We start from the raw sequence: 23,268 nt of genomic DNA, 5'->3' as shown, positions 1-23,268 counted from the left end.
AAGGCTGGACTAAAGCGTATTCAACCGCGCCGGGCAGCGTTCAAGCAGCTCGACGCTCCCGTCTTCATTCTGCTGCTCCAGCTGCACGTCAAAGCCCCAAAGGCGATGCACGTGCTTCAGCACCTCTTTACGCCCTTTATCCAGCGGCGCGCGATTGTGCGGGATATAGCGCAGCGTCAGGGAGCGGTCACCGCGCAAATCCACGTTCCACACCTGAATGTTGGGTTCAAGATTGCTCAGGTTGTACTGGGAAGAGAGGCGAGAGCGGATCTCACGGTATCCCTCCTCGTTGTGGATTGCGGAGATCTCCAGATAGTTGTTGCGGTCATCGTCCAGCACGGTGAAGAAGCGGAAGTCACGCATGATCTTCGGCGACATAAACTGGCTAATGAAGCTCTCATCTTTAAAATCGCGCATCGCAAAGTGCAGCGTTTCCAGCCAGTCAGACCCGGCGATATCCGGGAACCAGTACTTGTCTTCTTCCGTTGGCGACTGGCAGATACGCTTGATGTCCTGGAACATGGCAAAGCCAAGCGCATACGGGTTAATGCCGCTGTACCACGGGCTGTTGTAGGGCGGCTGGAACACCACGTTGGTATGGCTGTGGAGAAACTCCATCATGAACCGCTCGGTAACTTTCCCCTCGTCATACAGGTGGTTGAGGATGGTGTAGTGCCAGAAGGTCGCCCAGCCTTCGTTCATCACCTGCGTCTGCTTTTGCGGATAGAAATACTGGCTCACCTTGCGCACGATGCGCAGGATCTCACGCTGCCACGGCTCCAGCAGCGGGGCGTTCTTCTCCATAAAATAGAGCAGGTTTTCCTGCGGCTCGGACGGATAGCGCCGCGCTTCGGCGATCGTTTTTTCTTCCTCACGCTTCGGCAGGGTGCGCCACAGCATGTTCACCTGGCTTTGCAGATACTCTTCTCGGCTTTTCTGCCGGGCCTTCTCCTCCTGCAGGGAGATTTTCTGCGGACGTTTGTAGCGGTCAACGCCGTAGTTCATCAGCGCGTGACAGGAGTCGAGCAGTTTTTCCACTTCATCCACGCCGTAGCGTTCTTCGCAGTCGGTAATGTATTTACGGGCGAAGATCAGGTAATCGACGATCGAGCTGGCATCCGTCCAGCTGCGGAACAGGTAGTTATTCTTGAAAAAGGAGTTATGCCCGTAGCAGGCGTGCGCCATCACCAGCGCCTGCATGGTAATGGTGTTCTCTTCCATTAAATAGGCGATACACGGATTGGAGTTGATGACGATCTCATACGCCAGACCCTGCTGGCCGTGCTTATACAGCCGCTCCGTTTCGATAAATTTCTTACCAAACGACCAGTGCGGATAGTTGATCGGCATCCCGACGCTGGAGTAGGCGTCCATCATCTGTTCGGACGTAATGACTTCAATCTGATGGGGATAGGTATCCAGGCGATACAGTTTTGCAACCCGGTCGATTTCGGCGAGGTAAACATCCAGCAGCTCGAAGGTCCAGTCGGGTCCATCGCTCAGACGTGTGTTGTCCTTGTTCAGGGAATCAATAGTAGCCATTAGCGCGCCCTCGTTGTGGGTGCTCTCTCTGTCTGGAGAGCCTCCTTTCAAGCATAGATCAACGTGTTAAAAAGCGTGCTGGGGCAGAAATTTTTTCTTTGCGATTTCGCGTTTTTGATACGGCAAAAAAACGGTGTCTCTCAGCATTTTATGCTGGTTAAAAATAACGCGCAGCAGGAGATCCCAAATTAGCACTATCCCCTGATGCTGGGGGATGTGTGAGGTAAGTCACCATAAAAAAGTCGTATGTTGAATAATATTTTCAACTAGGTTATCAATCTGTAATTAGAAGATTGTTCTTTTGCACATAATGGAGTGGCTATGCGTGTTGTCATACTGGGAAGTGGTGTCGTTGGGGTAACCAGCGCCTGGTATTTAAGTCAGGCGGGACATGACGTCACCGTTATCGATCGTGAGTCAGGCCCCGCGCTGGAAACCAGCGCGGCGAACGCCGGGCAAATATCTCCGGGCTATGCGGCACCGTGGGCAGCGCCGGGCGTTCCGCTGAAAGCGATTAAATGGATGTTCCAGCGCCACGCGCCGCTGGCCATCAGCCTTGACGGCACGCAGTTCCAGCTGAAGTGGTTGTGGCAGATGCTGCGCAACTGCGACACACGCCACTACATGGAGAACAAAGGGCGCATGGTGCGCCTGGCGGAATACAGCCGCGACTGCCTGAAAGCGCTGCGCGCCTCAACCGGGATTGAGTACGAAGGCCGTCAGGGCGGAACGCTCCAACTGTTCCGCACCGAACAACAGTATGAAAACGCCACCCGCGATATCGCCGTGCTGGAAGATGCTGGCGTACCGTATCAGCTGCTGGAAGCCAGCCAGCTTGGTCAGGTTGAACCTGCGCTGGCGGAAGTGGCGCATAAGCTGACGGGCGGCCTGCGCCTGCCGAATGACGAAACCGGCGACTGCCAGCTCTTTACGCAGCGTCTGGCGCAGATGTGCGAGCAGGCAGGGGTGAAATTCCGGTACAACACCTCTGTCGACAAGCTGCTGTCGGAAGGGGAAAAAATTTACGGCGTGAAGTGTGGCGAAGAGGTGATCAAAGCGGATGCTTACGTCATGGCGTTTGGTTCGTACTCCACCGCCATGCTGAAGGGCATCCTCGATATTCCGGTCTACCCGCTAAAAGGCTACTCGCTGACCATTCCGGTAAAAGAGGAGAGCGGCGCACCGGTTTCTACCATTCTGGATGAAACCTATAAAATCGCCATTACCCGCTTCGATAACCGCATCCGCGTAGGCGGCATGGCGGAGATTGTCGGCTTCAACACCGAACTGCTGAAACCGCGTCGTGAAACGCTGGAGATGGTGGTGGGGGACCTCTTCCCGCGCGGTGGCTTTGTCGAGCAGGCGACCTTCTGGACCGGCCTGCGTCCGATGACGCCGGACGGCACGCCGATTGTCGGGCGCACGCCGTTTAAAAACCTGTGGACCAATACCGGACACGGTACGCTTGGCTGGACGATGGCCTGCGGCTCCGGACAGCTGCTGAGCGACCTGATTTCCGGACGCACGCCGGCCATTCCGTTTGACGATCTCAGTGTCGCGCGCTATCAATCGGGGTTTACGCCGTCGCGTCCACAGCACCTGCACGGCGCACATAACTAAGGAGTTGTCATGTCCCGTCCTGTTCTGGCTCAGCTGAACCTGCAGGCCCTGAAGGATAACCTGCAGATTGTTCGCCGGGCGGCACCTGGCGCACGCGTGTGGTCGGTGGTGAAAGCGAATGCCTACGGCCACGGCATTGACCGTATCTGGAGCGCGCTGAGCGCCACCGATGGCTTTGCGTTACTCAATCTTGAAGAGGCCATTCTGCTGCGCGAGCGCGGCTGGAAAGGGCCCATACTGCTGCTGGAGGGGTTCTTCCACGCCGACGATCTGCCGCTGCTGGATAAGTACCGGCTGACCACCAGCGTTCACAGCAACTGGCAGATCAAAGCGATTCAGGATGCGAAGCTCCACGCGCCGCTGGATATCTATCTCAAGGTCAACAGCGGCATGAACCGCCTGGGCTTCCAGCCTGAGCGGGTGCATACGGTCTGGCAGCAGCTGCGCGCCCTGAAGAACGTGGGTGAAATGACGCTGATGGCGCACTTTGCCGACGCGGAAAAACCGGACGGTATCGCCGATGCCATGGTCCGCATCGAGCAGGCGGCAGAAGGGCTGGACTGCCCGCGCTCGCTGTCCAACTCGGCGGCCACGCTGTGGCATCCCGAGGCGCATTACAACTGGGTGCGTCCGGGGATCGTTCTGTACGGCGCGTCGCCCTCGGGCCAGTGGCAGGATATCGCCAACAGCGGCCTGAAGCCGGTTATGACCCTGCGCAGCGAAATCATTGGTGTGCAGACCCTGAAAGCTGGCGACACGGTGGGCTACGGTAGCCGCTATCGGGCAAAGGGCGAGCAGCGGATTGGTATCGTGGCGGGCGGCTATGCCGACGGCTACCCGCGCATTGCGCCGACCGGTACGCCTGTGTGGGTCGATGGGGTCCGCACGGGAACGGTAGGCACCGTTTCTATGGATATGCTGGCCGTTGACCTGACGCCCTGCCCGCAGGCGGGTATCGGTTCGCCGGTCGAGCTGTGGGGTAACGAAATCAAAATTGATGACGTGGCGGCCGCGGCGGGCACGGTAGGGTATGAACTGATGTGTGCCCTGGCACCGAGGGTGCCGGTTGTGACGGTGTAACGTATGTTCGCCGGGTGGCGCTAACGCTTACCCGGCCTACGTTCGAGGGTTTTGTAGGCCGGGTAAGGCGAAGCCGCCACCCGGCAAAAAACCGCTACTCCGCTTCCTCTTCCATCGGCCTCAAACCGACTTTCCTTACCGCGTTATCTTCTTTCTCTGCTACCGTCCAGATCATCCCGGCAAACTCTACCTGATCGCCCACGACCGGGGCAGCGCCAAGCCGCTGCTGGATGATTTCGCCCAGCGTTTGCTGGCTATCTCCGTCTTCAGCACCTTCATCCAGGCCGTAAATCAGTGCCACATCGGCAAACCTGGCGCTGGCTTCCAGAATAAAATCGCCGAAGAAACGCTGGTCCAGCGCCACCGGCGGGGACTGGCTGAACAGCTTACCCAGCGCGGGCAGGTCACGCTCGCGGCCAATCACGCAGAGAATATCCCCTTCGCGCAGGCGGGTGCTGCCGGTAGGGTGCAACAGGACATTGTCGCGGAACAGGGCGGCAATGCGCGTTTCGGCCGGCATGTGCAAATCGCGCAGCGAAGCGCCCACGCACCATTTGTCGGCGCTCAGCTGATAGACGAACTGCTCCCACGGGTTTTCCGGATGAATGTCGAGCCCCACCCGCGACACCGGCCAGCCCACGGGAGGGACCACCACTTTGGCTTTTTTCGCCGCCCACCCGAGGGACGTTCCCTGGAACAGCAGCGAAATCAGCACCACGAAGAAAGCCACGTTAAAGAACAGCCGGGCGTTATCCAGACCGGCCATCATCGGAAAGACCGCAAGAATAATCGGAACCGCGCCGCGCAGACCCACCCAGCTGATAAAGACGCGCTCGCGCAGGTTGAAGCCGCGAAACGGCAGCAGGCCAGCAAATACCGACAGCGGACGGGCGAAGAAGATCATCCACGCAGACAACAGCAGTGCCGGAACGGCGATGGGCAGCAGGTCCGATGGGGTAACCAGAAGACCGAGCACCAGGAACATGCCGATCTGCGCCAGCCATGCCAGGCCGTCGAAGTTCTGCAAAATGGCATGGCGGTTGCGAATAGGGCGGTTGCCCATCAGGAACCCGCAGAGGTAGACGGCGAGAATGCCGCTGCCGTCCAGCGCCGTGGTAACGGCAAAAATGAGAATGCCACCGCTCAAGGCCAGCAGCGGGTAAAGCCCCGCGGGCAGCGAGATGCGGTTGATCATCTGCTGTAAGAGGTATCCCCCCGCCAGGCCAATAACAATCCCCAGCCCGAACTGCTGCAGGATATGCCACGCAAACATCCAGCTGAGCCCCGTCTCGTGCTGCTGGATCATCTCAATCAGCGTGATGGTGAGAAACACCGCCATCGGGTCGTTGCTGCCGGATTCAATCTCAAGCGTGGAGCCAACGCGTTCGTTAAGCCCTTTACCGCCGAGCAGGGAAAACACCGCAGCCGCATCGGTTGAGCCCACGATGGCGCCTATCAGCAACCCTTCCATGATATTGAGATGGAAAAGCCACGCGGCCATCATTCCGGTGAGGCCGGAGGTAATCAACACGCCGACCGTGGCGAGCGACAGCGCGGGCCCTAAGGCCACGCGGAAGGAGCTCGCCTGGGTGCGCATCCCGCCGTCCAGCAGGATCACCGCCAGCGCCAGGTTACTCACCATGTAGGCGAAAGGGTAGTTATCGAAAGGGATACCGCCAATGCCATCAATGCCGGCCAGCATGCCGATGGCGAGGAAAATAACAAGAATAGGTATGCCGAGACGCGATGAAAATGAACTTAATAAAATACTGCTGGTTACAAGGACCGAACCCAGAATGAAAAGGCTGATTATCGCTGCGGCATCCAATGTTCTCTTACTCCCACCTCAATGTTAACGCTGTTACTAAAACCCTAACATATTAACGACGGCAACAGCGTTTTATTAAGGGGGTATAACGGCTTTTTTATGCCTTTATGACAGGATGGCCGCTGATGGTCAGCCGGGAGCCGGAATCATTATGGAGCAGGGAGGCGTGCGCCCCCAGCGCCAGGGTCACGGTGCGCTGCTCATGACCGAAGTCCAGACCGGCGATCACCGGAATATCCAGCCGCGAGCGAATGAACTCAACCATGGTTTCCAGGGAGTAACCCGCGTCATAGTCATTCGGGGCAGCGCCGCTGAAGCTGCCCAGCACAATCGCGGACTGGCGCTCAAGAACACCGGCATGATAGAGCTGCAACAGCATGCGTTCGACGCGGAACGGATGTTCGTTGATATCTTCCAGCACCAGAATGCCGTCCTCGATTTGCGGCATCCACGGCGTACCGATGAGCGAAACCAGCATCGCCAGGTTGCCGCCCCAGAGCTGACCTTCGCATTCCCAGTGCGGTCCATTCCCCTGCCACTCCACGCTGTAGGTGGGATTACGCAGCGCGCGCCAGAAATGTTCCACGGTGAACGCTTCCAGCTCCGGCGCGCCGAAGTTCCCGGCCAGCATCGGGCCGCTGAAGGTGATGACGTTATGCAGCGCCAGCAGCCCAAGCTGGATGACGGTGAAATCGCTGTGGCCGCATATCAGCAGCGGATCCTGCTGCTGACGCTGCGCCAGGCCCTGCCAGTCAATGCTCTCCAGCAGCCGGCTCGCGCCATATCCGCCGCGCACCGCCAGCACTATCCGGTTTTCACCCTTCAGGTTCACCAGGCTGTTGATATCATTCAGCCGCTGCGCTTCGGTACCGGCAAAACGCTGCTGGCGGCGGGGGATAATCGTCTGATTTTCTACCTGGTGGCCCGATTCCAGCAAACGCTGAACGCCCCGCTGCGCCGCGTCCTGGTTAATGCAGTAGCCCGACGGCGCGATGAGATGAATCTGAGACATGGCAATTCCTTGCTGAATGAGAAACTAATTGTCTATATCATGCCGCGTATACGCCGCCTGCTTCAAGGGGCGGCGCACCGCGATGACCGGCTATAAGGATAGATGACGTGAAATTGAGATGGTTTGCTTTTTTGATTGTGTTGCTCGCTGGCTGTAGTTCAAAACATGATTATCAAAACCCGCCCTGGAACCCGGAAGTGCCGGTGAAGCGGGCGATGCAGTGGATGCCGATCAGTGAACAAGCCGGGAAAGCCTGGGGCGTCAGTCCGCGTCTCATCACGGCGATCATTGCGGTGGAGTCCGGCGGTAACCCCACGCTTGTCAGCAAGTCGAACGCGGTGGGGCTGATGCAGCTTAAAGCGTCAACGGCGGGGAGAGAGGTATACCGCTACATGGGCTGGAGCGGCCAGCCGTCGACCAGCGAGCTGAAGAACCCGGAGCGCAATATTTCAATGGGCACGGCCTATCTGAGCATCATGGAGCATGGCGTGCTGAAGGGGATTCAGGATCCGGAGGTCATGCAGTACGCGCTGGTGGTGTCTTACGTTAACGGCGCCGGCGCGTTGCTGAGAACCTTCTCCTCTGACCGCAAAGAGGCGATAGAAGAGATTAACGGCATGGACAAAGACGAATTCTTTGAGCATGTGGTGAAAAATCACCCGGCACCACAGGCGCCTCGTTATATCTGGAAAGTGCAGAAAGCGATGGATGCCATGTAATGCCGCAGACGGGCGGCGGTCACGCTGCCCGATGTTTTTTTACAGAACTTTATTTGCGCGTTCGCGCGCCTCCCGCTCCAGGGAGTAGATAATGCGCTGCAGTTCGCGCTCAGCGCCAGGTCCGACGTTGAGGAAACGGAAGCTTAGACGCGGCGTGGTGATCGTTTCATTTTTGCTGTCCACGACGGTGCGTTCGCTGATGGCAATCAGCTGTGCATCGAAATAAAAGCGCCCCCAGCCCCCCATATCCAGCTCGATTTGCGTGAACCGCATGCCCTCTACCAGTCCGTCAGGCTTCGGCGTATCCATCAGCGCGCCCATACCGCCCAGCGACAGATCGAAGAGACGGAAGCGAATCTCTTTTTTGTCCGGCATTTTGGCCTTGCAGAAGTAGGCAGGGTGAAGCGGGGCGCTGATGCGGAAATATTCACGGCGCTGGACAAACCAAAGATTAGTGGGAAGCGGGGTCACAAAGGCCGGCAGCCCCTGGTATTCGCTCAGTTCCAGTCGCGACAGGACAAACTCCACTTTGGCGCCCTGCGTTTCGGCCATCACGGCGATATTCTCCGCCTTCAGCGCCGCGCGGTTTTCATACTCCTGACTGCCTAAATCAATCACCAGCCGCTCCTGGGAGGCGTCAAGGATCTTACTGATGAACTGATTATTCGACCAGCTGATGCGCAGCGGCACTTCACCTTTTTGCAGGTCGCGTAATACCCCTAATACAGCCAGCGGATTTTGCTTGAGGAACTGCTCACTGTAATGACTCACGCCGGATGGCTCCTTGATAGATGACAGACTGTCTTAGCGTTATCGGCAATCTGCAATGAAACTTAATACAAACCGGTGAGTTTTTTTTGCCTGTTCAGGCAAAGATAAGTCGGTGACAAGAAAATGATTTTCCGGCGATGACCTATACTTAAGTTAGCTGTGCAGAAGGTTTTCTGCACATGCGTTAAACCTGCAAGAGGGCATCACTATGGGTATCATCGCCTGGATTATCTTTGGTCTTATTGCTGGCGCTATCGCGAAATTGATCATGCCGGGAAACGATGGCGGCGGCTTTATTTTGACCTGCGTACTCGGGGTCGTTGGTGCGGTTGTGGGCGGCTGGCTGGCGACGATGTTTGGCTTCGGAGGCAACATAAGTGGTTTTGACCTGCACAGTTTTCTGGTCGCTGTCGTGGGCGCCATTGTGGTGCTGGGCATATTCAGGTTACTACGACGAGCATAAGATAACGTAAACGGCTCTCTGCGGAGGGCCGTTTTTTTACCTGAGTATTGATTTGTTAATGTAAATGATAATAATTGTCGTTCCGTATTGCATCTAACAACAAGACGACATTATGACTCCCTCACGTTTTACGCTTTGCGCCCTGGCAGGCGCCATCACGCTCGCACTGCACGCTCCGGCATTCGCCGAGGAATCCACTATCGTCGTCACGGGCGCAGAGCAGGGCAGCGCGCTGCCGGCCTGGACGAACAGCGCCACGAAATCGGCCGTAGCTGAAAGTAAAACGCCGCAGGTCATCACGACCCTCTCTGCGCCGGAAATTGACAAGCGCCATGCGAATTCCGTGAATGAAATCCTCCGCTATGCGCCGGGCGTTTCAACCGAAGTGCGGGGAAACACCTCCTACATGAGCGAATATAAAATTCGTGGCTTTACCGTCGACCAGGAGTTCTACAACGGGCTGCAGTTACCCTATAACGTCACCGGCAATACCAAAGCGCGCATCGATCCGCTGTTGATTGACAGCGTTGATATCCTGAAAGGCCCCTCATCGGTTCTCTACGGCGGCGGCTCGCCGGGCGGGCTGGTGAATATCCAGAGTAAAAAGCCGCAGCGGGAAGCGCGAACTGAATTCGGTTTTAACACCGGCAACCGCAACCTGAAAGAGGGCTATCTCGACTCAACCGGGCAGATTGCCAACAGCGACTGGAACTACCGCCTGCTGGGTAAAGCGACGGAAAATGACGATCAGCCGCACACCACCCGGTATGAAAACTACCTGGTTGCCCCGTCCGTCACCTGGCAACCCGACAGCAAAACCCGCCTCACCCTGGATGCGCTGGCGCAGAACTCCCCGAGCCTGACGCCGTCTAACCCGCTTCCGATCGCCTACCTGCGCTCGACATACGCGGGCAAGCGCGATTACGCCGGTGATGAGTGGAGCGGGTTTAAGCAGCGTCAGTGGATGCTGGGCTACAGCTTTGAGCATGAGTTTGACAGCGGCTGGGGCTTTAACCAGAAGGCGCGCTATTTCGACGTCGACACGCACCAGCGCAGCGTCTATGCAACGGGCACGGGAAGCGAGGTTTATCAGCTCAACCGTTTTGCCTACACCACCGATGAAGATCTGCAGAGCTTCAACATCGATAACCAGGTCACCAAAACCGTGGCGCTGGGTGACTGGCAACACCATCTGCTGGCCGGGTTTGACTATCAGAAGCTGAACGCCCATTTCCACTACCGTTACGCGTCGACCACGCCGGGCATGGATATGCGCAATCCTGACTATTCGCAAATCAGCGAAAGCGCATTAGGGCTGTATACCGCTCAGAAAAACCGTCTGAGCTATCAGCAGAACGGCTATTACCTGCAGGATCAGGTGGAGTTTGGCGGGTTAAATCTGCTGGCCAGCCTGCGTTACGATGATTATCGCTCCGTCACCACCAATTATCTGCAAAACGGTGATAAGGCCTGGGTATCGCAGGACCGCGTCACCAAACGTCTGGGCGCGCTTTACGCCTTTGATAACGGGATTTCGCCGTTTATCAGCTATTCCGAAGGTTTTGCGCCGGTGTCGCCGCAGGGCACCCTCGTGGCGAAAGACGTCAAACCGACCACCAGCAAGCAGGTGGAAGGTGGGGTAAAATATCTGCTGGCGGATTACGCCACCACCTTTACCGCCTCGGTGTTTAACATCCGCCAGAAAAATGTCGTTACCTCCGATCCGGGCTTCCTGAACTATCGTCAGACCGGGGAAGTGGAATCCAAAGGGGCGGAACTGTCTGCCATCAGCCGCCCGACGGACAACCTGACGCTGATTGCCAACTACGCCTACACCCACGCGATCAATACGGAAGATGACAAGTACAAAGGTAAACGTCCAACGCAGGTGCCGGAGAATGCCTTCAACCTTTGGGGGGATTACACCTTTGAAAACACGCCGCTGAAAGGGCTGATGCTGGGCGCGGGCGCACGCTACACCGGGCCAATGGAAATCTCACCGGCTAACGATGCGGGTAAACTGGGGGGCAGCACGCAGTACGATTTGTCGGCATCCTACCGGATGGGTGAAATTCTGCCTTCGCTGGCAGGGCTAACGCTTAAAGCCAGCGCGCAGAACATCACCAACAAAGAGACGCTGACCTGCTACGACGCGACCAACTGCTGGATTGGGCGGGACAGAACGTATCAGCTTGGGGCAAGTTACAGTTTCTGAGCAAGGCCCTGTGAGGGCAAAAAGTAGGCCGGGTAAGGCGTAGCCGCCACCCGGCAATACTCCCTTACTGCGCCGAGGCTTTCACCGGCGCCACCTCGTCATTCGCCGCAGGCCGATTCTCCGGCACGCTGTCGCACGGTTTCTCTTTCGGGCAGACCCGGTCCAGCATCTTCAGGGTCACGCCGTTGCTCCAGCCGAAGCCGTCCTGCAGCGGATACTCACCGCCGCCGCCGCCCGTACCGGTGGTCGACACGTCATACTTCTCGACCAGTTTCTTTTCCCGGTCATAGGTATGCTGAACGTTTTTCAGGAAGCGCCAGGTCACGTCCATCGAGACCTTCTCTTGCCCGTAATTCTGCAACCCTTCCGCCGCCACCCATTGCAGCGGAGCCCAGCCGTTTGGCGCATCCCACTGCTGGCCGCTGTTAACGGTGGTGGTCGCTATCCCGCCCGGCTTCAACAGACGAGAGGACGTTGCCGCGGCGACTTTTTCGGCACGATCCTGCGCCGCCGCCTTGACGTAAAGCGGGAACAGGGCCGCCGCCGTGAGCTGATTGCGTACCTTCTTGCTCTTCAGGTCGTAATCGGCGTACCAGCCCTCTTTATCATTCCACAGGTGGCTCTCGATGGCTTTCTGGCGCGCGGTGGCCAGCGTCTCATACTTGCTTGCGCTGGCGGCATCGCCGCTCTCCTGGCTTGCCCGGGCCAGCAGTTTTTCCATCTTGAACATCAGGGCGTTCAGGTCCACGGGCACAATGCTGGTGGTCCGGATGGTGCCGAGTTTTTGCGGATCGTCCATCCAGCGGGAGCTAAAGTCCCAGCCCGAAGCCGCGGCGGACCGTAAATCACGGTAGATCTCGGTTGCCGGTCGGTTAGGGTTACTTTTCGCGGTATTCACATCGTCAAGCCAGGACTCCGGGCGCGGCGTATCGCGGTCGTCCCAGTAGCGGTTGAGGACAGCGCCGTCATCCAGTTTCACCACGCGTTTGTTGGCCTGGCCCGGCTGCAGGGCATCGACGCCGTCCATCCAGTAAGCATACTCTTTCTCCATCTGCGGACGATACTTCTTCAGCGCGTCGCTGTCATGGGTCGCCAGCAGTTCAACCATCAGCGAGAAAAACGGCGGCTGGGAGCGGCTCAGGTAATAGCTGCGGTTGCCGTTGGGAATGTGGCCGAAGGTGTCGATCTCATACGCAAAGTTATCCACCATGTCGCTGATTTTGTCCCAATGATCGCTCTCTGCCAGTCCCAGCATGGTGAAATAGCTGTCCCAGTAGTAGACCTCGCGGAAACGTCCGCCGGGCACAACGTAGGGCTTCGGTAACGGCAGAAGGGAATCCCATTTGTTGCTGGCTTTATCGGTAGTGCGCGTCAGTACGGGCCAGAGATCGTCGATGTGCTCACGTAAACTTTGTCCAGCAGGCGGAACGTATTTTTCCCCTTCCGCAGGGAGCGTAAAGTTCATCTCGACAAAGTGGCGTAAGTCAAAGCTGGACTGCGTGTGCTGCATGCGGTAGTCCGCCAGAATCATCAGCGGGTCGCTTTTGGGGACGGCATCCGCAAAGGTTTTCTGATCGGGAAACAGTTTGGCGCTCTGCACGTCGTTAAACAGAGGGCCAAGTAAAATATCGGGTGAGGTTGTCTGGGTTGCGGGGTTATCGTCGGCATAGCCCAGTGTCGTTACGCCGAGCAGCGCGCCGCCTAACGCAAGGGGCAAAAACGCGGGGCGTAGTGTACGAGGTCTTATCATCAGTTCGTCTCCTGTCTTCACTAAACAGCGTGACCGCTGTTGTCAATCACCTGAAAACCTTAGACGAATATTGCCCGCTTCGCGTTAAATATTGCCGCGCTTTCAGACCTCTTCCGCGGTCTGGCTGGCTTCCCGCAGCGTGCCCGGCGCATGGCCAATGATGCGCTTAAACGCCCGGCTAAATGCCGCCAGAGAGCCATACCCCAGCCGCAGCGCGACGGTTTCAATGGGCTGGTTTTCATGACGAATATACTGAATGGCCAGCCGCATTCTCAGCTCGCTGAGATATTTTGCCGGGGTGGTTCCCGTCGCCGCGAGAAACCGTTCCGCGAAAACGGATCGGGAAGTCCCGGCTTCTTTTGCCAAATCCGCCACGCTCCAGTTCAGGCCTGGCTGCTGGTGCATGGCGTAAATGGCCCGGCTCAGGCGCGGATCGCGCAGCACCTGCACCCAGCCGGTGGCTTTGCCACAGCCGCCTTCAACCCAGCCCCGCACAATTAATGCTGCCACCACGTCGGCCAGCCGCGCAAGGATCCCGGCATACCCGGCCTGACGCGCCGCGGATTCCCGCTCCATCGCCGCCAGCAGCGGATGAATTTCCGGCCAGGTGGACATCAGCCGGCTAACCATCATCACTTCCGGCATCGCCTTGATCAGCGGCTGCATCCCGCCCAGCTCAAAATCCATGCACCCGCTAAAAATGAGGGTGTTCTCGCTCTCCGGGCAGGGCTCGCAGGTAATGGCGCAGACCGAGCTGCAGATAGGCTCGCTCGGGAAGGCGTTGACCGGGGTAAGGGTGGCCTGCTCGTCAGAGAGCAAAGCGTGGGAATTCCCGCCGGGAATAAAGAGGGCGTCGCCACCGCTCAGTTCGAACGTTGCGCCGCTCTCCATGCGCAGCAGGGCGCTACCGTGGCTCACAAAATGGAATTGTGCCCGGCCGGGAGCCTGATGAAACGCGACGCCAAAGGGCGCGCTGGCTTCAATCCGCCGGTATTTCACGCCTGACAGGCGCATGCCCCGTAAAAGTTCGCTGATCAAATCGGGTGACTGTACGGTCATGGCGCAACTCCGGACGAATAATCAATAAGTGGAGATTATATGTCATAGATCGTCCAGGGTGAACCTTCTATTCTTTTGCGACAGTAGTCACATTTTTATAACGGGAGATCAACAGATGAGTTCATGTGTCGCGGCGAGCGAGGCGGTAGCGCCTGCAAAACCCGCCTGGCGGGCCGTCTATTCACTGGGGCTGGGGGTATTTGGTTTGATTACGGCAGAATTTCTGCCCGCCAGCTTGTTAACACCCATGGCCGCGAGCCTGGGCGTGACCGAGGGGATGGCCGGACAGGCTGTCACCGCCACCGCGCTGGTGGCGCTGGTCACCGGATTGCTGATCACCCCGGCAACCAGGAGTATCGACCGCCGCTGGGTACTGATGTTTTTCTCGGTGCTGCAAATTATCTCCAGCCTGCTGGTGGCCTTTGCGCCCAACCTGCACGTCCTGCTCATGGGGCGTCTGCTGCTGGGGATAGCCATCGGGGGATTCTGGGCCATGTCGACGGCGACAACGATGCGTCTGGTTCCGGCGGATAACGTGCCGAAAGCGCTGGCGGTAATCTTCTCCAGCGTATCAATTGCCACGGTGGTCGCGGCCCCGCTGGGCAGCTATCTGGGCAGCCTGATCGGCTGGCGCAACGTCTTTGTACTCTGCATTCTGCCGAGCATGCTGGCGCTGCTGTGGCAGCTCTGGGTGCTGCCGTCCATGAAGCCGGAGAGCAGCGGTAGCCTGAGTACGCTGTTCCGCGTGCTGCGTCGTCCAGGGATGATCGGCGGCATGCTGGCGACCATTCTGATCTTCAGCGGCCATTTCGCCTTCTTTACCTACCTGCGTCCGTTCCTGGAGACGGTGGGGCAGGCGAGCGTGGAAACCATTTCACTGATCCTGCTGGGCTTTGGCATCGCCAACTTTGTGGGCACCTCCGTGGCCGGGCATCTGCTGGCACGTAATCTGCGCCTGACGCTGGCGCTGGTGCCGTTTGCGATGGGCGTTCTCGCGCTCATGATGGTCGCCTTTGGTCATCTGGCCATGCTGGACGGGCTGCTGGTCGCGCTGTGGGGCTTTGCATTTGGCCTGGTTCCGGTGGGCTGGTCAACCTGGCTTGCGACCACCGTTCCGGATGAAGCCGAAAGTGCAGGGGGGCTGCTGGTGGCCTCAATCCAGCTGGCGATAAGCGCCGGTGCGGCCGGAGGTGGGGCGGTATTTGATCTTAACGGTGCCAGCGGCGTGTTCGCGGGCAGCGGTTTGCTGCTGGTGACGGCGATGGTGATTGTGTTTATGGGTGTGAAAGTGAAAGCGGAGTGATTTTTTAGCCGGGTGAGCGTTCGTGCCACCCGGCCTCAGGTTTACAGCCCTTTCTTATCCATCAATACCGCCAGATCCACCAGGCGGTTAGAGAAGCCCCATTCGTTGTCATACCACGCCAGGATCTTCACCATATTCCCGCCAATCACCAGCGTGGAAAGCCCGTCGATAATCGAGGATCGCGGGTCACCCTGGTAATCGCTGGAGACCAGCGGTTCATCGCTATACCCCAGAATGCCTTTCAGAGGCCCGCTGGCGGCCGCGTTGCGGAACGCGTCATTCACCTCTTCGGCGGTCACGTTGCGGCTCAGCGTCACGGTTAAATCGACAATCGACACCACCGGCACCGGCACGCGCAGGGAGTACCCGGTCAGCTTGCCGTCCAGGGAGGGGATCACTTTCCCCAGCGCTTTCGCCGCGCCGCTGGAGTAGGGCACAATCGACAGCGCCGCCGCGCGGGCGCCGCGCAGATCTTTCTCCGGCTGATCGTGCAGCGCCTGGCTGTTGGTGTAGGCGTGCGTCGTGTTCATCAGGCCATGCTCAATTCCGAACTGCTGATGCAGCACCTGAGCGGCCGGTGCCAGACCGTTCGTGGTGCAGCTTCCGTTGCTCACCACCGCGTGCCGGGCGGGATCGTACTGGTCATGGTTGACGCCCATCACAATCGTCAGGTCGTCGTTCTTCCCGGGGGCGGAAATGATGACGCGCTTAGCGCCGCCGTGGGTGATATGCACCGCCGCTTTCTCCCGCTCGGTGAAGAAGCCGGTGGCCTCAATCACCACGTCTACCCCGGCATCACGCCACGGGATATTCGCCGGGTCGCGTTCGCTAAATACCACGATCCGCTGGCCGTCTACCTGCAACGCACCGTCACCCGCTTCAACGGGCGCGGGCAGTTTGCCCAGAAGGGAATCATGCTTCAGCAGATGGGCGAGGGTTTTACTGTCCGTCAAATCGTTAATCGCCACAATCTGCAGATCCGGGTTGCCCAGCGCCGCGCGCAGGACATTACGTCCGATACGGCCGAAACCGTTAATACCGACCTTAACCATGGTGCACTCCTTATCTCTGTTGTCTGGAGTCACTGTAGGCGTCGGGCCGCTTGGCGTAAATGACAAAAAAGGATCAGATTACGCCATCTTGCGGCAGTGAAAGCGCTGGCGGTATTCGCCGGGCGTGAGGTGAAGCTGTTTCTCAAAGATGCGGCGTAAATTAATGCTGGTGCCAAATCCGCTTTGCTCCGCAACGCGCTCAAGGGGATCGCGGGTTTGCTCAAGCAGCTGGCGGGCGGCGGCCAGACGCGCTTCGGTCACGTAGCGGGCAGGCGAGACCCCGGCCTCGCGGGTAAACACGCGGGTGAAGTTACGCGGGCTCATCGCCGCTTTCTCGGCCAGGTTCTCCACGCACAGATCGGCGGTGAGGTTCTGCAGGATCCAGCTTTGCACTTCGCCTATCGGCCCTGCGGTGCCAGGCTGCTGCAGGCTGTAGCGGCTGAACTGCAGCTGTCCGCCGGGACGTCGCAGGTACATCACCATATCCTGCGCCACGTCGCGGGCGAGGGTAAATCCGTAGTCGTCCTCCACCAGCGCCAGGGTCAGGTCGAACCCGGAACTCACGCCGCCGGAGGTCCAGATGGGGCCATCCTGAATGTACAGCGGGCCGCCTTCGACCTGGATTGACGGGTACTGGGCTTGCAGGGTCTCCAGCAGCCGCCAGTGGGTGGTGGCGCGCCGACCGTCCAGCAAGCCGGTCTGGGCCAGCAGCATCGCGCCGCCGCAGATAGAGGCTACCCGCCGGGCGTGCGGCGCAGCGAGGTGCAGCCAGTCCACAACGGCTATGCTCTCCTGCTCGTTCATACCGCGTCCGGTGATGATAATGGTGTCCAGCGGTTCGCGCGGATCCAGCTCCGGCAGACGATAGTCCGCCAGCAGGTTCAGACCGGACTGGCCGTGGATCACCTGGTGAGGCTGCGTGGTGGCGATGATAATCCGGTAGCGGGGATGCGCCAGCCCTTCCGGATGCAGCCGATTGGCCTGCATCAGAATGTCGGCGATACCGGCGGCTTCAAACAGCATGCCGCCGTCGGGAACGATAATCAGGATCTTCTTCATGTCCTGAAAAGTACCTTTAATACAAAATAAGTCAAGCGTGCCCGCACTTCACGTTTCTGGCAAAGCAAAGCGATTTAAGTTGTTTGTGATTTCAGGCGTAATCCCCGATCGTCAGGGCTCTGTCTCTGGCGAAACGGCGTCTGAAGGAATGGGTAAACGAAGCTCCCTCTATTTACATCCGCAACAACGCAATCAAATTCACCGCCTCGCGTCGGGTTTCTTATGGCGAAGCGAACTGCCCACCTGGCTGTTAATGTTCACGATTTATGCGGGCTGGTTTGCCACGCTGGCGTTCTGGCAAACGCTCGGCCTGCTGCCCGCCACGCTGCTGCTCATCGGGTTTACCGCCTGGTACATGTCCCTGCAGCATGAGCTTATCCACGGGCATCCCACCCGTTTTGCCTGGCTTAACCAGCTGTTCGGCACGCTCCCGCTGGCGGTCTGGTATCCGTATGGCCTCTACCGGGATTCCCATCTGGCCCACCATCGGTACGATAGCCTGACCCATCCGGTGGATGACCCGGAGTCGTACTATTTTACCGAGGCGAGCTGGGCGCGCTTTTCCCCCTGGCAGAAGCGCCTGATCCGGGCCCGAAATACCTTTGCCGGGCGGCTTCTGCTGGCGCCGCTGCTGGATATCGTCCAGACGCTGGGCAGCGCCGGGGCGGCGTTTCGTCATCTTCACCTGCGGGCGATGACGATGTGGCTGGTTCACATCACGCTGCTGGTGGCGCTTTTCGCCTGGATGACGCACGTCGGTTTTTCCCCCGTCTGGTTCGTGCTGGCGGTCAGCTATCCGGCGCTGGCGCTGACCAAGGTGCGATCGTTTCTCGAACATCGCGCGGCGGACGATCCCCTGGCACGCTCCGTCATTAACGAGGCCGGGCTGTTCTGGCGGATACTGTTTTTAAATCTCAACTACCATTCAGTACACCATGATTTACCGGGCGTGCCGTGGTACGGGCTGAAGGCGATCTACCAGCAAAACCGGGAGGCGTACCGGGAGCGAAACCGCGGTTTTCTCGTCAGGGGCTACGGTGAATGGCTGCGCCAGTTCTGGGCCAGGCCCGTCGACGTCACCGTTCACCCCGGAAAACAACAGGAGGAGGGATATGAGTAACCTGCTGGCGTTTCCCATGTATGCGGTGGATCGCGCCGACACCCGCGCGCTCTGGCTGGCGGTCAAGGGGCTGCTGGCCGCTCGCGGTGTGCCCGTCGAAGATGTCCCCGACGGGCCGGAGTCCGATCTGCTGACCCACTGGCGACAGCCTGCGCTTGTCCTCAGCCAGGCCTGCGGTTATCCGCTCGTCACGCAGCTTCCGGACGTGCAGGTCGTCGGCTGTTTTCATTACGCGGCCCCGGGCTGCGCAGGGTTCCACTACCGCAGCTTTCTGGTGGTGCGCGAGGAGGATCGGCACCTCACGCTGGCGGATTTTCGCGGACGACGGGCGGTCTGTAACTCTGCGGACTCGCAGTCCGGCTACAATGCGCTGCGAAAAAAAGTGGCGCCTCTGGTGGCTCAGGAGCCGTTTTTCGCGCAAACGTCCTTTAGCGGCAGCCATCGCCAGTCGCTGAAGGATGTCAAACGCGGGGCAGGGGATATCGCGGCCATCGACTGTGTCACCTGGGCACTGCTGCAGCGTCACGAACCGGAAAGCCTGACGGGTCTGGCGGTCATTGACCGTACCCCGCTGACGCCGGGGCTGCCGCTCATTACCTCGCCCCGCACCTCGCCTGAGACCCTGAACGCCCTTCGCGATGCGCTCCACGCGCTGGTGAGTTCGCCGGAGCACCGGGCCGTTTGCGACGCGGTGCTGATCCGCGGTTTTAGCGTGGTGACGCGTCAGGCCTACGCCTCATTGCTGGCGTGATAGATCTCCTGCGCGTCGGTAAAGCAGCGCAGCGCCAGCGAGGAGACGGGTTTCTGTCGGCGCATAATCAGGCCGACAGGGGCCTCGATATCCGCGTCGGCGATGGGGACAATCCTGAAATGGCTGTTCAACTCTTCCAGCCCGTTGTTCAGCGGCATCACGGCGCAGCACACGCCGCTTTGCACCGCCTGAATGATCTGGAACGTGGAGTCGCTCTCAAAAACGGACCTCGGTTCAATGCCAGCAGACTTAAAGCTGGCCTCCATATGCGCCCGGTAATGCATCCCTTTGGTCAGGAACCCCAGCGGAAAATCCGTCAGATTGCGCCAGGTCAATGTCTCCTGGCCGAGCTGGAAATGGCGGACGTCGTGCAGCAGGCCCATCTTCGTTTTGGGAAGCTGGATAATATCGAACAGGCTGGTGTCGATGCTGTTGAGATAGCAAATCCCCAGCTCAAGCTGATTGCGGCTGACGCCGTCGGCAATCTGCGTGGAGGACATGGAATAGAGGCTGTAGGTCAGCTCCGGGTATTTTTCCGTCAGCAGGCGAATAAAGATCATCGGATCCACGCTCGCCAGCGGCACCATCCCCAGACGGAGTTCGCCCACCACCTGACCTTTGCACAGCGCGGCTTCCGCCTGTAGCCCGTCATGTGCAGCCAGCAGCGCGCGGGCCCACGCGAGGATGCGTTCACCCTCCGGCGTAAACCCTTCAAAGCGCTGCCCGCGCACAATCAGTACCAGCCCGAGCTCCTCTTCCAGGCTGCGGATGCGCATGGAAAGGGTCGGCTGAGTGATGTTGCACTGCGAGGCCGCCTTGCCAAAATGGCGGGTCTCGTCGAGCGCGATTAAATATTTTAACTGTTTAATATCCATCTTTTTCTCTGCGCGATCGGCTTACAGCATGCGGATCTCTTTTGAGCGCAGGGTGATGCGAACCGGAACGGATTTATACGACGGCGTACCGCTGTCCTTATCCAGATAATCAAGCGGGACCAGCACGTTGGCCTCCGGATAATAGGCCCCGACGGTCCCCGGCGCGATGTTGTACGCCACCACGGTAATGTCTTCCAGACGCTGTCCGTTGCCGGGCAGGGCGGTTTCGATATCCACGCGGTCGCCGTGCTCCAGCCCTGACTGCGCCATATCCTCTTCGTTCATAAACAGCACGTCGCGGCGGCCAAACACGCCGCGGTAGCGGTCATCCAGCGCGTAAATGGTGGTGTTGTACTGGTCGTGGCTGCGCAGCGTGATCAGGCGCAGGACGTGCTCACCTTCACCGCTGGCGTTCTCGTGTACGCCGTCGAAGACCGAGAACATCGCTTTTCCCGTCGCCGTTGGCCAGAGACGTTGCGTTGGCGGCAGCGGCATACGGAAGCCGCCGGGAACGCGGATCCGCGCGTTATAGTTCTCAAACCCCGGAACGGTCTGCTCGATCAGATCGCGGATGCGGTCGTAATCCTCAACCAGCGTCATCCAGTCCACGCGGGTATCCGGCAGGGTGGCTTTCGCCATGCCCGCGACGATAGCGGGTTCTGACCGAAGCAACGGGGAGGCGGGTTTGAGCTTGCCGGATGAGGCATGCACCATCGACATCGAGTCTTCAACGGTAATGGACTGGCGGCCGGTGGCCTGAACATCCAGCTCGGTACGGCCAAGACATGGGAAAATAAAGGTCTCTTTGCCCACCAGCAGATGGGTACGGTTGAGCTTGGTGCCGACGTGGACGCTCAAATCCAGGGATCCCATCGCCGGAAAGCCGCGTTCATGATCGGGCATCGCCACCGCAAAATTACCGCCGAGGCAGATGAGCGCCTTCGCGCGGCCGTCGATCATCGCCTGGGTGGCCTGCACCGCGTCATGGCCGTGGTGAGACGGTGGCTCAAAGCCGAAAACCTCCTTCAGACGGTTCAGGAAGGCCGGCGTGGGTTTCTCGCTAATCCCGACGGTACGGTTCCCCTGCACGTTTGAGTGGCCGCGCAGCGGGCATATTCCCGCGCCGGGCTTGCCGATATTCCCGCGCATCAGCAGCAGGTCCGCAATCAGGCGGACGTTGGCCGTCCCTTTATTATGCTGGGTAATGCCCATCCCGTAGGTAATGATGGTGGCATTCGATTTCGCATACGCCTCTGCCACCTTTTTGAGCGCCGCCTGGCTGAGACCCGACTCGCGTTCGATCTCGTCCCAGCGGGTTTGCGCGATATCGGCGGCAAAGTCCTCAAAGCCCTGAGTATGTTCGGCAATAAACGCGCGATCGAGCACGTCCCCGCGAGCGGCCTCCATTTCCAGCAGGTGTTTGGCAATCCCTTTCAGCGCGGCGGCATCACCTCCGGCCTTCACCTGGAAATAGGTCGAAGCGATATCCGTGGAGCCGTAGGTCGCCATTTCAATCACGCTTTGCGGGTCCGCAAAACGTTCCAGCGCGCGCTCGCGCAGCGGGTTAAAGACGATAATCGGCACGTTGCGACGGGCCAGCTCATGGAGGGTCCCCATCATTCGCGGATGGTTCGTACCGGGGTTATGGCCGATGGAGATCACCAGCTCCGTCTTGTCGAAATCGTCCAGCGAGACGGTCCCTTTCCCGATGCCAATCGAACGGGGCAAACCGACGCTGGTGGCCTCGTGACACATATTTGAGCAGTCGGGGAAGTTATTGGTGCCGTATTCGCGGGCGAACAGCTGGAACAGATACGCCGCTTCGTTAGAGGCGCGCCCGGAGGTATAGAACTCGACCTGGTCCGGTTCGAGCCCGCGCAACACCTCTCCGATGCGCTGAAACGCCTCGTCCCATTCGACGGGGCGGAAGGTATCGCTGTCGCGGTCATAGCGCAGGGGATGCGTCAGCCGACCGTAACCTTCAAGTTCAAAGTCCGATTTTGCCAGCAGCGAGGAGACGCTGTTTGCGGCCAGAAACGCGGGGGTGACGCGTTTGCTGGTGGCTTCCCACGTCACCGCTTTGGCGCCGTTCTCACAGAACTGGAACGTCGATTTGTGTTCTTTATCAGGCCACGCGCAGCCCGGGCAGTCAAAGCCGTCAGGCTGGTTGGTGCGCAGCAGCGTCGCCGGGGCGTCAAAGGTATCCATTTGGGTGCGTACCGCAATGGCCGTCGCTTTCAGTGCGCCCCAGCCGCCGGCAGGGCCGTCATAGTGTCTGATGCCTGGCACCGAGCGTCTTTTCTTGTTCATACCCACTCCTGATTTGTTCGATCACACAACGCCTGAGCCAATAAATCACTGACGAGAGCAATAGGTGAAAGCAATGACGACCGGATGGCAACGCACATACGGAACGGGAAAATGCCTTAACGCAAACTCTTTTTATTACAGTAATTTATCTGGTCTGGTGTTTAAATATTTAAAGAAATTATAACGAATATTTATCATTTTAATAATAAATCTTATCTATCGTCCGGTAGGCGAGATAGATGGCAGTGAGCAGGAAAGTATGTAGCGCCAGTAAAATATCGACTGAAGCTGTTGCGCTGGAGATATCGCCACGATTCGCGGCTGGCGGGCTGCCGGAGGCATTTTTCATTTGAGAGAATGGCAGGAAGGTTTACTCACGCTTAATGAATAATAGATATAAGGTATACCTGGCAGTGGAATTATTACGGCCTAAAATATACGCTTTTTTTGCGGCATGAAATTAACATTTTTCTGCATAGGTGAAATATTCTCACCCAGGCGATGAAGCGTCTTCAATATTAAAGATACCCTGTTAGTGCAACAAATAATTCATCAGGGATATATTCCTTTGACATCAAAAAAACGCGAATTCTACTAATTATGGTAGTGGCGATAATAGCGTGATTGCGTTAATGAAAGTGGTTCTCTTTTGTGTTTTTTAATAGATAAAACATGATGTTATGTAGTTTTGTGGTGGAGAAATAAGAAAGGGTGGGCCATATCGTTTTTTATCATAGGA

Annotated in this window: 18 protein-coding genes; 8 read left to right on the top strand and 10 right to left on the bottom strand. The window is 58.3% G+C overall.

The window, feature by feature from the left end; translation table 11 throughout:
* Window positions 1-9: 9 nt before the first annotated feature.
* Window positions 10-1,542 (bottom strand): SpoVR family protein, encoded by a 1,533-nt coding sequence (locus ACOTXT_RS03280; RefSeq protein WP_023293929.1) that lies wholly within the window; start codon window positions 1,540-1,542, stop codon window positions 10-12.
* Window positions 1,543-1,863: 321 nt separating this feature from the next.
* On the opposite strand from ACOTXT_RS03280, the gene ACOTXT_RS03275 reads away from it, so the two are divergent.
* Both ACOTXT_RS03275 and dadX read left to right on the top strand, forming a co-directional pair.
* On the top strand, window positions 1,864-3,162 hold the full coding sequence (locus ACOTXT_RS03275; RefSeq protein WP_055321139.1) for a D-amino acid dehydrogenase: 1,299 nt from the start codon (window positions 1,864-1,866) through the stop codon (window positions 3,160-3,162).
* 9 nt (window positions 3,163-3,171) lie between these two features.
* A complete protein-coding gene (dadX, locus tag ACOTXT_RS03270) occupies window positions 3,172-4,242 on the top strand; it encodes a catabolic alanine racemase DadX (RefSeq protein WP_008500515.1) in 1,071 nt (356 codons plus the stop codon).
* Window positions 4,243-4,336: 94 nt separating this feature from the next.
* Here dadX and ACOTXT_RS03265 read toward each other — a convergent pair whose 3' ends face one another.
* Both ACOTXT_RS03265 and ldcA read right to left on the bottom strand, forming a co-directional pair.
* Window positions 4,337-6,070 (bottom strand): potassium/proton antiporter, encoded by a 1,734-nt coding sequence (locus tag ACOTXT_RS03265; RefSeq protein ID WP_021240401.1) that lies wholly within the window; start codon window positions 6,068-6,070, stop codon window positions 4,337-4,339.
* 97 nt (window positions 6,071-6,167) lie between these two features.
* On the bottom strand, window positions 6,168-7,082 hold the full coding sequence (gene ldcA, locus ACOTXT_RS03260; protein WP_055321140.1) for a muramoyltetrapeptide carboxypeptidase: 915 nt from the start codon (window positions 7,080-7,082) through the stop codon (window positions 6,168-6,170).
* Window positions 7,083-7,189: 107 nt separating this feature from the next.
* On the opposite strand from ldcA, the gene emtA reads away from it, so the two are divergent.
* Entirely contained in the window at window positions 7,190-7,801 is a 612-nt protein-coding gene (gene emtA, locus ACOTXT_RS03255; protein ID WP_008502664.1) for a membrane-bound lytic murein transglycosylase EmtA, read from the top strand.
* 39 nt (window positions 7,802-7,840) lie between these two features.
* Here emtA and ycgR read toward each other — a convergent pair whose 3' ends face one another.
* Complete coding sequence (ycgR, locus tag ACOTXT_RS03250; RefSeq protein WP_008502663.1) at window positions 7,841-8,572, bottom strand: flagellar brake protein YcgR; 732 nt, start codon at window positions 8,570-8,572, stop codon at window positions 7,841-7,843.
* Window positions 8,573-8,780: 208 nt separating this feature from the next.
* Here ycgR and ACOTXT_RS03245 point away from each other — a divergent pair, with 208 nt between their 5' ends.
* Together ACOTXT_RS03245 and ACOTXT_RS03240 are read left to right on the top strand one after the other, a co-directional pair.
* Window positions 8,781-9,035 (top strand): GlsB/YeaQ/YmgE family stress response membrane protein, encoded by a 255-nt coding sequence (locus tag ACOTXT_RS03245; protein WP_008502662.1) that lies wholly within the window; start codon window positions 8,781-8,783, stop codon window positions 9,033-9,035.
* 112 nt (window positions 9,036-9,147) lie between these two features.
* Complete coding sequence (locus tag ACOTXT_RS03240) at window positions 9,148-11,250, top strand: TonB-dependent siderophore receptor (protein ID WP_252454626.1); 2,103 nt, start codon at window positions 9,148-9,150, stop codon at window positions 11,248-11,250.
* Between the two features lie 64 nt (window positions 11,251-11,314).
* Here the strand turns inward: ACOTXT_RS03240 and ACOTXT_RS03235 are convergent, their stop codons facing one another.
* Complete coding sequence (locus tag ACOTXT_RS03235) at window positions 11,315-13,000, bottom strand: alpha,alpha-trehalase (protein ID WP_021240398.1); 1,686 nt, start codon at window positions 12,998-13,000, stop codon at window positions 11,315-11,317.
* Window positions 13,001-13,102: 102 nt separating this feature from the next.
* On the bottom strand, window positions 13,103-14,059 hold the full coding sequence (locus tag ACOTXT_RS03230) for an AraC family transcriptional regulator (RefSeq protein ID WP_008502659.1): 957 nt from the start codon (window positions 14,057-14,059) through the stop codon (window positions 13,103-13,105).
* A gap of 115 nt (window positions 14,060-14,174) precedes the next feature.
* Here ACOTXT_RS03230 and ACOTXT_RS03225 point away from each other — a divergent pair, with 115 nt between their 5' ends.
* Complete coding sequence (locus ACOTXT_RS03225; protein WP_333165254.1) at window positions 14,175-15,362, top strand: MFS transporter; 1,188 nt, start codon at window positions 14,175-14,177, stop codon at window positions 15,360-15,362.
* A gap of 41 nt (window positions 15,363-15,403) precedes the next feature.
* Here ACOTXT_RS03225 and gap read toward each other — a convergent pair whose 3' ends face one another.
* Together gap and ACOTXT_RS03215 are read right to left on the bottom strand one after the other, a co-directional pair.
* Entirely contained in the window at window positions 15,404-16,414 is a 1,011-nt protein-coding gene (gene gap / locus ACOTXT_RS03220; RefSeq protein ID WP_021240396.1) for a type I glyceraldehyde-3-phosphate dehydrogenase, read from the bottom strand.
* 78 nt (window positions 16,415-16,492) lie between these two features.
* Window positions 16,493-17,473, bottom strand: a complete 981-nt coding sequence (locus tag ACOTXT_RS03215) for a GlxA family transcriptional regulator (protein ID WP_039024216.1) — start codon at window positions 17,471-17,473, stop codon at window positions 16,493-16,495.
* A gap of 148 nt (window positions 17,474-17,621) precedes the next feature.
* On the opposite strand from ACOTXT_RS03215, the gene ACOTXT_RS03210 reads away from it, so the two are divergent.
* The gene (locus ACOTXT_RS03210) at window positions 17,622-18,593 is read left to right on the top strand and encodes a fatty acid desaturase (RefSeq protein WP_058673538.1); all 972 of its coding nucleotides are present in this window, start codon (window positions 17,622-17,624) and stop codon (window positions 18,591-18,593) included.
* A complete protein-coding gene (locus ACOTXT_RS03205; RefSeq protein ID WP_126288356.1) occupies window positions 18,586-19,344 on the top strand; it encodes a phosphate/phosphite/phosphonate ABC transporter substrate-binding protein in 759 nt (252 codons plus the stop codon). The genes ACOTXT_RS03210 and ACOTXT_RS03205 overlap by 8 nt, the downstream gene beginning before the upstream one ends.
* Here the strand turns inward: ACOTXT_RS03205 and ACOTXT_RS03200 are convergent.
* Together ACOTXT_RS03200 and ACOTXT_RS03195 are read right to left on the bottom strand one after the other, a co-directional pair.
* On the bottom strand, window positions 19,323-20,219 hold the full coding sequence (locus tag ACOTXT_RS03200) for a LysR family transcriptional regulator (RefSeq protein ID WP_333165258.1): 897 nt from the start codon (window positions 20,217-20,219) through the stop codon (window positions 19,323-19,325). The genes ACOTXT_RS03205 and ACOTXT_RS03200 overlap by 22 nt on opposite strands.
* Window positions 20,220-20,240: 21 nt before the next feature.
* Window positions 20,241-22,529: an FdhF/YdeP family oxidoreductase gene (locus tag ACOTXT_RS03195; RefSeq protein ID WP_333165261.1), complete on the bottom strand. Its 2,289-nt coding sequence runs from the start codon at window positions 22,527-22,529 to the stop codon at window positions 20,241-20,243.
* Between the last annotated feature and the right edge of the window lie 739 nt (window positions 22,530-23,268).

It is taken from the genome of Enterobacter cloacae complex sp. IR5422, from assembly GCF_049238165.1.
Classification (GTDB): domain Bacteria; phylum Pseudomonadota; class Gammaproteobacteria; order Enterobacterales; family Enterobacteriaceae; genus Enterobacter; species Enterobacter roggenkampii.
Note: the sequence above shows the minus strand (reverse complement) of the source record. Positions and strands in the feature narration are given on the sequence as shown.